The 13,075-nt window shown below is 38.6% G+C and carries 12 protein-coding genes; 8 read left to right on the plus strand and 4 right to left on the minus strand.

All coding sequences use genetic code 11. The features are described 5' to 3' along the window. Positions 1 to 52 precede the first annotated feature (52 nt). The 8 genes from IPH66_04085 (at position 53) to IPH66_04120 (ending at position 7,865) form a co-directional block, all read left to right on the plus strand. Positions 53 to 1,414 (plus strand): Na(+)-translocating NADH-quinone reductase subunit A, encoded by a 1,362-nt coding sequence (locus IPH66_04085; protein ID MBK7128532.1) that lies wholly within the window; start codon positions 53 to 55, stop codon positions 1,412 to 1,414. Between the two features lie 28 nt (positions 1,415 to 1,442). Then, complete coding sequence (locus IPH66_04090; protein MBK7128533.1) at positions 1,443 to 2,651, plus strand: NADH:ubiquinone reductase (Na(+)-transporting) subunit B; 1,209 nt, start codon at positions 1,443 to 1,445, stop codon at positions 2,649 to 2,651. Positions 2,652 to 2,702: 51 nt separating this feature from the next. Beyond that, on the plus strand, positions 2,703 to 3,416 hold the full coding sequence (gene nqrC, locus IPH66_04095) for an NADH:ubiquinone reductase (Na(+)-transporting) subunit C (protein ID MBK7128534.1): 714 nt from the start codon (positions 2,703 to 2,705) through the stop codon (positions 3,414 to 3,416). 3 nt (positions 3,417 to 3,419) lie between these two features. Then, positions 3,420 to 4,082 (plus strand): NADH:ubiquinone reductase (Na(+)-transporting) subunit D, encoded by a 663-nt coding sequence (locus IPH66_04100; GenBank protein ID MBK7128535.1) that lies wholly within the window; start codon positions 3,420 to 3,422, stop codon positions 4,080 to 4,082. Positions 4,083 to 4,094: 12 nt separating this feature from the next. Next, positions 4,095 to 4,709, plus strand: a complete 615-nt coding sequence (gene nqrE, locus IPH66_04105) for an NADH:ubiquinone reductase (Na(+)-transporting) subunit E (GenBank protein MBK7128536.1) — start codon at positions 4,095 to 4,097, stop codon at positions 4,707 to 4,709. Between the two features lie 10 nt (positions 4,710 to 4,719). Continuing rightward, positions 4,720 to 6,015: an NADH:ubiquinone reductase (Na(+)-transporting) subunit F gene (locus tag IPH66_04110; protein ID MBK7128537.1), complete on the plus strand. Its 1,296-nt coding sequence runs from the start codon at positions 4,720 to 4,722 to the stop codon at positions 6,013 to 6,015. A gap of 122 nt (positions 6,016 to 6,137) precedes the next feature. After that, positions 6,138 to 7,154 carry a T9SS type A sorting domain-containing protein gene (locus IPH66_04115; protein MBK7128538.1) on the plus strand — a complete coding sequence of 339 codons (1,017 nt, stop codon included), beginning with the start codon at positions 6,138 to 6,140 and terminating at the stop codon, positions 7,152 to 7,154. Between the two features lie 114 nt (positions 7,155 to 7,268). Further along, a complete protein-coding gene (locus IPH66_04120) occupies positions 7,269 to 7,865 on the plus strand; it encodes a phosphatase PAP2 family protein (GenBank protein MBK7128539.1) in 597 nt (198 codons plus the stop codon). Between the two features lie 3 nt (positions 7,866 to 7,868). Here IPH66_04120 and IPH66_04125 read toward each other — a convergent pair whose 3' ends face one another. Genes IPH66_04125 through IPH66_04140 form a run of 4 tightly spaced genes read right to left on the minus strand, consistent with a single transcriptional unit; the run spans position 7,869 to position 13,060 of the window. Further along, positions 7,869 to 8,810: a TIGR01212 family radical SAM protein gene (locus tag IPH66_04125; protein ID MBK7128540.1), complete on the minus strand. Its 942-nt coding sequence runs from the start codon at positions 8,808 to 8,810 to the stop codon at positions 7,869 to 7,871. Positions 8,811 to 8,812: 2 nt separating this feature from the next. Then, positions 8,813 to 9,334 (minus strand): hemerythrin domain-containing protein, encoded by a 522-nt coding sequence (locus IPH66_04130; protein ID MBK7128541.1) that lies wholly within the window; start codon positions 9,332 to 9,334, stop codon positions 8,813 to 8,815. A 24-nt stretch (positions 9,335 to 9,358) separates the two neighbouring features. Next, on the minus strand, positions 9,359 to 10,288 hold the full coding sequence (locus tag IPH66_04135; GenBank protein MBK7128542.1) for an FAD binding domain-containing protein: 930 nt from the start codon (positions 10,286 to 10,288) through the stop codon (positions 9,359 to 9,361). Between the two features lie 6 nt (positions 10,289 to 10,294). Further along, positions 10,295 to 13,060 (minus strand): molybdopterin-dependent oxidoreductase, encoded by a 2,766-nt coding sequence (locus IPH66_04140; GenBank protein MBK7128543.1) that lies wholly within the window; start codon positions 13,058 to 13,060, stop codon positions 10,295 to 10,297. Between the last annotated feature and the right edge of the window lie 15 nt (positions 13,061 to 13,075).

Below are 13,075 nucleotides of genomic sequence, written 5' to 3' on the forward strand. Positions count from 1 at the left end.
AATTGGCAAACTGATTTATACATTTGTTCGCTATAAAAACAACCAGATAGATATGTCTAAGACTATCACCATCAGAAAAGGTCTTGATATCAAATTATTAGGTGAAGCAGAGAAGGTAAAGAGCGGGGTAGAATTCGCAGATAATTTTGTTATCAGGACAACCGACTTCCATGGGTTGATTCCAAAACTCACAGTAAAAGCAGGAGACCAAGTAAAAGCAGGAAGCACAATTTTCCTGGATAAGGGTAGACCGGAAATTCGGTTTGCATCGCCTGTTGCCGGTGAAATTACGGATATTGTCCGCGGAGAAAAACGGAAAATTTTACAAATCAACATCAAGGCAACTGCTGAAAATGCTTATGAAGATTTTGGAGTGAAAGATCCTTCAAAGCTTTCTAAAGATGAAGTTAAACAGCAACTACTTGCATCTGGTGCTTGGCCGTTTATTAAAATGCGCCCAATTGATATCATCGCTAACCCGGCTGATGAACCAAAAGCAATTTTTGTTTCGGCTTTTGACTCGTCTCCACTTGCACCTGATTATGATTTTATCATGCACGGTGAGGGAGCAGCTTTTCAAGCAGGTATAACTGCCTTGTCAAAATTAACCAGCGGTAAAGTGCATTTGACCTTGAATGGAAATACCACCGCTGATGTTGCTTTTTCAAACGCAAAAGATTGTCAAATCAATAAAATAAATGGTAAGCATCCTGCAGGTAATGTTGGTACACAAATCCATCATATTGACCCCATAAATAAAGGTCAAGTGGTATGGACAGTGAACGCGCAAGATGTTGCTATCATCGGACGAGTTTTTCTTACTGGTAAATTTCAGGCTGAACGCGTAATTGCGCTCGCAGGTTCTGAGGTGAAAAATCCGAAATATTATAAAATGACCATTGGTTCTTCCCTGAAAAAATTATTGACCGGTACAATCAATGAAGGTAAGGTGCGCATAATTTCAGGTAACGTATTGACAGGTGATAAAATCACAGCGGATAGTCATATTGGATATTACCATAATCAAGTTACCGTAATCCCTGAAGGAGACGAACCAAAATTCCTGATCACCAAAGGTTGGATGGGACCCGGACTTGGAAAATTCTCCATCAATCGCTCATACTTCTCATGGCTGATGCCGGGTAAAAAATATGCGCTGGATACCAATCTCAATGGTGAGCGCAGAAATTTTGTGGTAACCGGTGAGCTTGAAAAAGTTTTCCCGTTTGATATCTATCCAATGCAACTCATTAAATCAGTCATGTATAAAGATCTTGACCTGATGGAGAAATTAGGAATTTATGAAGTTGCTCCTGAAGATTTTGCTTTGTGTGAGTTTGTCTGCACATCAAAAATTGATATCCAAGATGTCATCCGTAAAGGACTTGACGAAGTATATACTGAATGCATGTAATTATTGTCTAATCTAATACTGAATCAAATTGAAGGCAATTGAAAAAATGATGCGTAAGATGGAGCCCGACCACCACGGTAAATGGGCCAAATTCCACCCGGTATGGGATGGATTTTTTACTTTCCTCTTTACGCCAGGAGAAACTACTAATAAAGGTGCTCATATCCGTGATGGTATTGACTTAAAGCGTACTATGTTCATGGTGATTGTTGCCCTTTTACCATGTCTGCTTTTCGGAATTTACAACACCGGACACTGGCATTATGTGGCAGAAAAAGGTGACTTGAATTTACCTTACTGGGACATGTTCGGTGATAAAGTTATTTATGGGCTGATTAAAGTTCTTCCTTTAGTAATTGTGTCCTATGCCGTTGGTTTGGGAGTTGAATTTGTTTTCTGTATAAAAAATCAACACGCAATTCAGGAAGGATATCTGGTAACAGGGATGTTGATTCCGCTCATTGTGCCTGCTGATGTTCCGCTTTGGATGGTAGCTATTGCTGTTGTTTTTGCGGTAGTGCTTGCCAAAGAAGTTTTTGGAGGAACCGGAATGAACGTGGTAAACGTTGCGTTGACGGCGCGTGCGTTCTTATTCTTCTCTTATCCTACCATGATGTCAGGTGATAAAATTTGGATGAGCGGATTACAAAATGTTGCTTCTACACCTGATGGATTTAGTGGAGCAACTCCACTTGGTGAGCTTGCGTCAATGGCAACCAATGAGCCTGTGCATGCCTCAATTGATGCATTTCAGGCAAAATGGACTCTCATGGATTCTATGATTGGAAGCATTCCCGGATCAGTTGGTGAAACATCTTTTATCGCCATCATGATTGGTGCTGCCTTTTTACTTTATACCGGAATAGCAAGTTGGAAAGTGATGTTCTCATTTTTTGCAGGTGGATTAGCGATAGGATATCTTTTAAATGGAGTTGCAGTGAATCCTTATTTGGAACTTGATCCAATTCATCATTTAATGCTTGGTGGATTTGCTTTTGGAGCTGTGTTTATGGTGACTGATCCGGTTACTGCGGCACAAACATCTTCAGGTAAATATATTTATGGATTTTTGGCAGGGGCAATGGCAATTGTTATTCGCGTATTAAATCCTGCTTTCCCTGAAGGTGTCATGATGGCAATTCTTTTGCTTAACGTGCTTGCTCCACTGATTGATCATTACGTGATTCAATCAAACATCAAGCGCCGAATGAAGAGACTTAAGACAGTTGCTCAATAAGTGTAAATTAAATTCACGAAAGCACTGAACTGAAATATTAATACTTTGAGTATGAAATTTGACAAAAACAGTAATAGTTACACATTTATTTTCGCCATTTGTCTGGTGGTTGTAGTTGGGGCGGCATTGGCTGCCGTTGCTATGGGATTAAAACCAATTCAAGATGCAAACGGAACGATCAAAAAGAAAATGGATATTCTCACGGCACTAGGTATTGAGTGTACACGTGCAGATGCAGCTGAGCTTTATGACAAATATATTGTTGAAGAAGAATGTGTGGTAATTAATTCAAAAGGTGAAATTGTAGAAGGTAGCGCATTTGATATTGATATCCAAAAAGAATTTCGCGATAAAAATCGACCTGCTGAAGACAGAAACTATCCCTTATACGCTGCCGACATTGACGGTGAAAAAAGATATGTAATGCCAATGGTGGGTAAAGGATTATGGGGGCCAATCTGGGCTTATATTTCGCTGAAATCAGATATGAATTCAGTGTATGGAGCTAACTTTTTCCATAAATCTGAAACACCTGGTTTAGGTGCTGAAATTTCTACTTCAAGATTTGGAGATCAATTTAAAACTGAGACCATTTCTGATAACGGAACATTCAAAGAAATTAAAGTGGTGAAAGACGGAAGCGGAACTCAACCATTCAAAGTTGATGGGATAACCGGAGGTACAATCACTTCTAAAGGAGTAGAAGAAATGGTAAACCGCACCCTGCAGGTTTATGTGACTTATTTTTCGACTAAAAAACAATAAATCATGAGCGAGAAAGTAAAAGAACCTTTGTTCTCAAAGAAGAATAAAAAGCTGATCACTGATCCTCTTTCTGAGAATAATCCCGTTACCGTTCAGGTATTAGGAATTTGCTCTGCACTTGCAATTACCGTTTCAATTGAGCAAGCTGTGGTAATGTCTTTGAGTGTTTTATTTGTTGTGGCAACCGGAAACGTAGTTGTTTCCCTGATGAGAAATTTGATTCCTGACCGAATCAGAATTATTGTACAGCTTGTTGCGGCAGCATCTCTAGTAATTATTGTAAATGAAGTATTGAAAGCGTATTTGCCGGACATGGCTGAAAAACTTTCTGTATTTGTTGGTTTGATTATTACAAACTGTATTTTGATGGGGCGATATGAGGCATTTGCGATGGCAAATAAACCTTGGCCATCTTTCCTTGACGGAATTGGTAACTCATTAGGTTATGGATGGATATTGGTGGTGGTATCAATTTTCAGAGAACTTTTTGGTACAGGTAAATTATTCGGAGTTCAGATTATGGGAGACGCTGTTGAAGGAACCGGGGCATACAGTGTTGGATACATGAATAATAACTTGATTATTTTGGCTCCGTTTGCGTTATTCTGCGTGGCCATTGTAATTTGGGTACAACGCTCAATCAACAAAAATCTTATTGAACATTAATAGCCAAGTGGTATGGATTTAATAAACATTGCAATAAAAGGGATATTCGTTGAGAACATGATTTTCGCATACTTTTTGGGTATGTGTTCTTATCTGGCGGTATCAAAAACTGTAAAAACTGCTACGGGTCTTGGAGCGGCTGTAATATTTGTACTTGCCGTAACTGTTCCTGTCAACTGGCTTCTTGAAAACTACATTCTCAAAGAGGGTGCTTTATCATGGATGGGTGAAGAATATGCAAGCCTTGATTTAAGTTTCTTATCATTCATCATGTTCATTGCGGTTGTTGCGGCAATTGTACAATTAGTTGAGATGTTGGTTGAAAAATTTGCACCGGCCTTATATGGCGCACTGGGAATTTTCCTTCCTCTTATCGCAGTGAATTGTTCAATTTTGGGTGCTGCGCTATTCATGCAAGAACGTCAGTATTCAACCATTACTGAGGCAACTGTGTTTGCAACATCTTCAGGTATTGGTTGGTTTATTGCAATTGTTGCCATTGCGGCAATTCGTGAAAAAATAAAATACTCACACGTGCCTGCTCCACTCAAAGGGTTGGGAATTACTTTCATTATCACTGGCTTAATGGGGATTGCATTTATGAGTTTTAGTGGTATCAGTTTTTAATATTTGAAGGATGGGAAAAGTTATCATCATTACAGTTATCGTATTTACCATTGTAATTCTATTACTGGTAGGTTTATTACTCTACGTAAAAGCGAAAGTATCTACTGCAGGGAAAATTAAAATCAACATCAATCATGGTCAGCGTGTTATTGAAGTAGATGGTGGTTCAAGTTTGTTGACAACGTTGAGTACTCAGGGCATTTTCTTACCGTCTGCTTGTGGAGGTGGTGGCACTTGTTTGCAGTGTAAATGTCAGGTTAATAAAGGAGGTGGAAATATTTTACCAACTGAAGAACCTCACTTCTCACGCAAAGAGATTGCTGATCACTATCGGTTGGGTTGCCAAGTGAAAGTGAAAGAAGATATGGAAATTCACATCCATGATGAAATTTTAGGCATCAAAGAATGGGATGCAACCGTTGTATCAAACTATAACGTGGCAACATTCATTAAAGAATTCATTGTAGAAATTCCTGAAGACATGGATTACAAAGCGGGTGGTTATATCCAGATAAAAATTCCTGCCTGTGAAGTAAAATACAGCACCATGGACATCACTGCTCACCCTGTTGATCATGCCGGACAGCCTGATAAATTTAAAGCTGACTGGGATAAATTTGGATTGTGGTCTTTGGTGATGAAAAATAATGAAGAGGTTGTGCGCGCATATTCGATGGCTTCTTATCCTGCAGAAGGAAGAAGAGTAATGTTGAACGTTCGTATTGCAACTCCTCCTTTTGATCGTGCAACAAATGGTTGGATGAAAGTGAATCCGGGTGTTGCATCATCGTATATTTTCAATTTGAAACCGGGTGATAAAGCAGTTGTTTCTGGTCCTTATGGTGAATTCTTCATCAACGAATCTGAGGCTGAAATGCTTTATATAGGTGGCGGTGCCGGTATGGCTCCAATGCGCTCTCACTTGTATCATCTTTTCAAAACCATGAAAACTAACCGTAAAGTTACTTACTGGTACGGTGGTCGTTCTAAAGCTGAACTCTTTTACATTGAACACTTCAGATCATTGGAAAGAGAATTCCCTAATTTCAAATTCTATCTTGTATTGTCTGAACCAATGGAATCAGATAATTGGAAAGTAAAAGCTGATGTCAATGCTGAAGGTGATGGTTTCCTTGGATTTGTGCACAATGCTGTAATTGATCAACATTTGAAAAAGCATGATTCACCTGAAGATTTGGAAGTGTACTTCTGTGGCCCGCCAATGATGAATAACGCCGTTGTTAAGATGTGTGATGAGTGGGGAATTCCAAAAGAAAACGTAAGATTTGACGATTTTGGAGGATAGATTCTCTATCTAACACGATTTACTAAAACTCTCGAAAGCCCCGTCACAACGGGGTTTTTTTATGATTCAAATCAACCTTTTTTGTTTTTATTCGTAATACTTTTATAAACAAAAATTTACCTATGAAAAAACTCTTACTCGTATTCTCTTGCGCTTTGGCTTTACGTGCAAATTCGCAAGTTCAAACTACCACCGCAAACGGATTATTTTACAATCCGCTAATTTGGGATTGTCTTTGTGTTCCGGCAAGTGGTGACTCGTTAGTGATTAACCATGATTTGGAAATGAATGTGGATATCTATTATACATCTGGACAGATTAAAATTAATTCAGGCGGTTCATTAATAGATGACGGTAATGATTTTGACGTGTGGATTGATGGCACAGGTTCATTGATTAACAATGGTACATTTGATTGTTATCGTTTGTGGATTTCAAGTGGTTCATTTGTCAATACTTCAACTACCGTTTATTTTGATAGCTTGTGGAATCAAGGGAATGTTTCAAATAGCGGCTTGCTAACAGTATATGACATACTGAATGATCAAACCGGAATTTTTACAAATTCTGGTGACTTTATGATTGATAATAATTTTAATAATCAGGGTGAATTCCTGAATACTTCAGCAGGTGTAATTGATCTTGAAAATGATTTTTCTAATTGCAATATTCAGACTATGGATGCTATGTTTGTGAATGATGGTGTATTCTGTATTGCCGCTGATATGACCAATTGTCTTGATGATACCTTGGCCGGTTCAGGTGAATATTATATCGGTGGATCAAGTTCTAACTTTGGAGTATTTGATGGTACTTTTACATTTAATACTCCTTCTGGAACTGTTGGTGTACCGGGTAATATTCAGGCTGGAGTTACTATTGGAAACGATCCATGTTATTTGAATTTAGCTGAAGACAGACAAACTATTTCTGTCTATCCGAATCCTGCGCATGAGCAACTTTTTGTTTCTCCTATGAATATGCCGTATACAATTTCTGATATGAGTGGTCGTGTTATAATTTCTGGTCAGACAATGAATTCTGCTATAGATATTTCTTCATTAAATTCAGGTGTATATCTCATCAGCGTGATGTTGAGTGATGGTACAACCAGTGTCATGAAATTCATCTGCGAATAAAAAATATTTTCTTTCAATTGTGAACCAGAGAGCCTTTTTCTCTGGTTCTTTTTTTTTGTTCCAATATAAATTATCTTTTTGAGTTGTATCTTGCAGTGCTTTCTGCAATTACTGATGCTTGAACAACTAGACCGCGATTTGTTTCTATTCCTCAACAGCCTCCATGCTCCGTGGTTAGATGTGCCTATGTGGTATATCAGCTGGACAGCAACATGGATTCCACTTTTTGTATTTATTTGCTGGTATGCATGGAAAAAATTCAACATCAAGTTTATGTTGCTATTGTTGGTTGCGGCAGGCATCTCCGTTGCTATTACAGATCGTGTTTCAGTAGTTGTTTTCAAGAATCAAGTTGAGCGTTACCGACCAACCCATAATCTTGAAATTAAAGATAAGGTGCATACTGTCATCACACCGGAAGGTAAAGAGTATCGTGGTGGGTTGTACGGTTTTGTTTCATCTCATGCTGCCAACTTCAGCGGCATTACCTTGTTGATGGTATTGTGGTTCAGAAAAAAATCTCGTTGGTGGTATTTGTTGTTTTTATGGTTATTCCTTATTGCATATAGCCGTATTTATTTGGGAGTTCATTATCCCGCTGATTTGCTTGTGGGTGGATTGGTTGGGCTAGCTTCAGGTTTGCTAGTGTTTTCTCTGCAACAATGGCTTTTGAAAAAATATAAAATTTATCCTGAACAGCAGTCAGTCTAAATTTTAGCCTTGAAAATATTTTCCTTGAAATAATTTTTTTTCTTTCATCACTTGTTCAATCAGTCTTCCTGTTTGATGATTTTTTAGTCCTTTCCAGTCCGGCGCAATAAGTAAGTTTTGTGGTGCCTGACTTATAAATCTTTCAATTGCAATATTGGGTCTGAGATGTGCAATGAATTCTGCAATCAAATCAAAGTACTGTTCGCTCTGCATCAAATTGAAATTCTGCCTTGAGGTTTCAAACTGATGCGCCATGATGGTGCCCTTTACAATTTGTAAATGATGCAGTTTAAGTGTGTCAACCGGTAAGGCTGAAATGTTTTTTGCATGAGAAATAATGATTTCTTTTGATTCACCAGGCAGCCCGATAATCAAATGTGCACCTAAATGAATTCCGCGATTCGCTGATCGAAAAAAAGCTTCTTGCGTTTCTTCAAAGGTATGTCCGCGGTTGATTCGTGCTAAACTTTTGTTGTCTGTGCTTTCAACACCAAATTCTACAGCAACGTATACCTGTTTTGATTTTTTCTGAAGATAATCCAGTATTTCATCTGATATGCAATCTGGACGCGTACCAACAATTAATCCAACAATATCATCAAATTGCAGAGCTGATTCAAAGTATTCAATTAGCTTGTACGATTCATCATACGTATTAGTATATGCCTGAAAGTAGGCAAGAAATTTTGGATTTTTTTTCTTGCCCGCAAAAAATTGCATGCCTTGTTTAATTTGTACATCCACTGAATTATTTTCAAGACAATATGCCGGGGTAAAAGTAGATATATTGCAATAGGTGCAGCCACCATATCCTTTGGTGCCGTCTCTTGTTGGGCAAGAGTTTCCGGCATTGATGGAGATTTTTTGTACGGCGCAGCTAAAATTCTTTTTCAGGTAATCTGCAAAGTGATAAATGATTGGTTGATTAACTGAATCAGTTTCCACAATCAAGAATTCAAAATCTCAGCCAGCTTTTTCAAATGGCTTTCACCGGCTTCCATGTCAATGTCTTTAAAAAGAAAAAACATTTTTTCTTTCTCTGAATCATCCAGAAGATTTTCTGCAAGCACAAATAATTCTTCATTTTCTGCTGCAATATGATCACGCAAATCCATTGAGTAACTTCTCAATAATTTGTATGCTTGCTCATAATTTTTTTTGCTGATTGCTTCCTGGATATTGCCTACGTAACTTCTGAACTCTTCATGATGATTTTCAAATTCTCTAATAATCTCATGCAAGGTGAATTGTGGGTTGTCCATCAAGGCTGGAAAAAGAACTTCCTCTTCTTTTCTGTGATGCAGTCCATCAGCATATTCTTGAAAAAACGTGAGAAGTTTATCAACGGTTTCTTCAAATTGTGATGGATGATCAACCCATGTATTGTTGAGTTTTAATATAGCATCTTCGGCTTTTGAAATTAGTTCGTGTTCTTTGTATAAAACGTCAATTGGATTATTTTGATTCATAGTTGTATGTATTAATATTAATAATTAAGCTGTAACTTTTTCAATGCCACGACGAATGTAAACCCCAATCATTTCTCGTCTGTATTTTCTGCTGTACATATCATTGTCAACGGTGCGTGCGCCTTTCACTGCTTTAGATATTAGATCATCTATCGCATCTGAAATTTTACCTTCAATTACCACAGGTTTAGGATCAACGCCTGCAAGTGCAATGCGCAAATTATCTTGTTCATCTCTGACTAAACAGCAGGTGAGTGAGGTAAATTCCAAACTTTCACGTTCACGTAATTTTGCAAAAAATGCGCGATGTTTTTTCACCGGAACTAGAAGAGCTTTGACGATAGCATTGTACGGCAAATTTCTTGGTTTTACCCCATCTCCGGTATAAATTGATTCAAGCGGAACTTGTTTGGTTTCATTGCCAACTTGATATTCAATTGAAGCACCTAATGCAATGAATGCCGGTGCAGTATCAGAAACTAATTCTGAAAAACACGCATTTTTTCCTTGCGTTGCAATACAAATATCACCTTCACATTTGAGGCAATATCCAACTGATTCACGCCACCATTCAGATTGATTATAGTACAAACAGCGGTTTTCACACATCACGTTACCACCAATGGTTGCCGCTTGTCTTATCAAGGGTGATCCAACAGTAAGAATTGCTTCTGCGAGTACCGGTACGTGTTTTAAAATCAATTCGTTTTTTGCCAGAGTTGCCAGTTTTTCTAAGCTGCCTATTCGAAGCGTATTGTCTTGCAGGGCAACACCTTTAAGTTCATCAATTTTTGAAATATCTATCAAACATTGTGCAGTTTGATTTCCTTGATATTTATTTACCATCACATCGGTACCACCGGCAATAAATTTGAAATCATTTTTATACTGGTCAGCAAGTTGCATTGCTTCAAGTACTGTTTTGGTAATAATATATGTTTGTTGACTAATCATGATATGTTATTTTGTAACAGGTTGATTTTTTTCTTTCATTCCATTGAGCAACGTTTCTGCGTTGATAGGTAAAGAAGTAATTCTTACTCCAACTGCATTATAAATTGCGTTTGCAATTGCCGGAATCACCGGGTGAATTGCACCTTCACCGCATTCTTTTGCGCCAAAAGGCCCTTCAGGATCAATGGTTTCGATGATGTTAGTGTGAATTGGCGGCGTGTCTTTTGAAGTTGGAATTTTATAATCAAGTAAATTACTATTCACCAATAATCCGTTATAAAATTTCATTTGTTCGCTCACTGCCTGACCAAATCCCATGTGCCATGATCCTTCCAACTGACCTTCAACAGCCATTGGATTAATTGCTTTTCCTGCATCATGTGCACCCCAGATATTGGTAACTTTTACTTGTCCTGTTTCCGTATCTACATCAACTTCTGCGATTACTGCGCCAAAACTATACGAAGGACTCAAGCCTGCGCCTGCGCCTTTAAAATCTCCTCCAAGTTTAGGTGAGTTATAAGCGCCGGTTGCGTTAAGTGCTCCAACTTTTCGTGTAGCAATTTCTACTGCTTCATACCAAGTCAACTTAACTTTACCATCTGTACTGATGACATGATCGTTTTCAAAAGAAATTTCTGCAGCGTCAACTTCCTTAATGCGTGCAATGTTTGCTGACATTTGTGATTTTAAATGTTCAGCAGCTGTTTTTGCTGCATTACCAGCCATGAATGTAACTCGACTTGAATAGCTGCCAAGATCAATAGGAGTGAGTGTTGTATCAGCTGCCACAACAAAAACTTTGTCCATGTCAATGCCTAAAACTTCTGCCACAATCATGGCAAGCATGGTATCACTTCCTTGTCCTATATCGCTTGCGCCTGACAATACCAACACCCTACCATCCAGGTCTAATTTTAAATGCACCACAGATTGAGGATATTCATTCCAGTGAATAGGAAGCGCACTGCCGCTGATAAAAAATCCGCAAGCAACTCCAATACCTTTTCCAAAAGGGAGTTTTTTATAACGATCTTTCCATTTTGATTGATCCATTACGCGCTGAAGTGATTCTCTGCTTCCGTTTGATGTAATGCGATACTGTCCAACGGTGAGTGAATTGCCATCCAGGAAATTTTTCATCCGCATGTCACAGGGATCCATTCCTATTTTTTCAGCAAGTCGGTCAATCATGGTCTCAACAGCAAATCTGGAATTCACTGCTCCGTGTCCTCTCATTGCGCCGCATTGCGGTTTATTGGTGTAAACACGTCTGGTGCGAAATCCGAAATTGTTGATCTTATAAGGTGCTTGTAATAGTACTCCATTGTAATAGGATGTAACCACACCAAAACTTCCATATGCACCACCATCAATGATGATGTCTGCATCAAGCACTTGAATTTCTCCGGTTTTTGATGCACCCATCTGAACGGTCATTTTTGTTGGGTGTCTTCCATGATTGCTAATAAAGACCTCTTCTCTTGAAAATCTTACACGCACCGGTTGACCTGTGATGCGTGACAAATGTGATATAATCATTTCATGTGGAAAAGGATCTGATTTTCCGCCAAAACCTCCACCAACGTATGGTTTGATTACACGCACTCTACTCATTGGCACTTCAAGCACTTTGGCAAGAAAGCGGTGTAAATAGTGAGGTACTTGTGTTGCTGTAATAATGGTTAATCCATTTTCATCCCACCAAGCAGTTGCCGCATGTGGCTCTGTAAATCCATGGTTAATTCCCATGAAATCAAAATCAACTTTTACTGTGTGATCAGCTTTTGAAAGACCTTCTTGCTGATCGCCAAAACGAAGCTCTGCTTTTTTGTGAATGTTGTTGTTGAACTTGACAAAGCTGTGAATTTTTTCATGTGAACCAATATCTTCTACTGATTCAGTCATGTCAAAAAACGGGTGCAGTTCTTCATACTCTACTTTGATTAAACTGCATGCATGTTCTGCAATATATTCTGTATCTGCAGCAACGGCAGCAACTACTTCACCAATGTATCTGGTTTTATCAGTTGCCATTGCCGTCTCATCTTGTGAAATTGGTAACACGCCAAACGTGAGCGGAAGCTCTTTGCCGGTTACAACCGCCTTAACTCCGGGAAGAGATTTTGCAGCTGAAATATCAATTGATTTGATGCGTGCATGTGCATACGTACTTCTCAGAAATTTGCAGTGAAGTGCATTTTTGACACGGTAATCATCTGCATATTCTGCTGCACCACGTACTTTTTTTTCTGCTTCAATATAGGGTCGTGATACCCCAACAGTGCCTTTTCCAGATTCTTTTTTAGTTTCTGTTTTATGCACATATGATTCAACGGCGTCTATAATTTTTTTATACCCGGTGCAACGGCATAAGTTTCCTGAAAGTGCTTCTTGAATTTCTTCACGACTTGGCTTTGGATTTTCATTCAACAGGTGTAGTGATGACATGATCATTCCTGGTGTACAGTATCCACATTGTATTGCGCCATGTTCAACAAATTTTTCTTGCAAACCATGCAATTTATTCATGTCTGCCACTCCTTCAATGGTAGTGATGGTTGAACCGCTGACTTTCATCACCGGCGTGATACAACTTTGTACTGCAACTCCATCTACAAATACTGTACATGCGCCGCAGCTTCCTTGTTCGCATCCGGTTTTTGTACCGGTGAGATTGATGCGGTTTCTCAGTGTGTATGCAAGTGTTTCATGTGGTTCAACAGCCAATTGAATTTCCTGATTGTTTACATGAAGTGTTATTAGTTCCATTTTTGTTTTCTTTTC

The organism is Crocinitomicaceae bacterium, assembly GCA_016708105.1.
Classification (GTDB): Bacteria; Bacteroidota; Bacteroidia; order Flavobacteriales_D; family Crocinitomicaceae; genus JADJGJ01.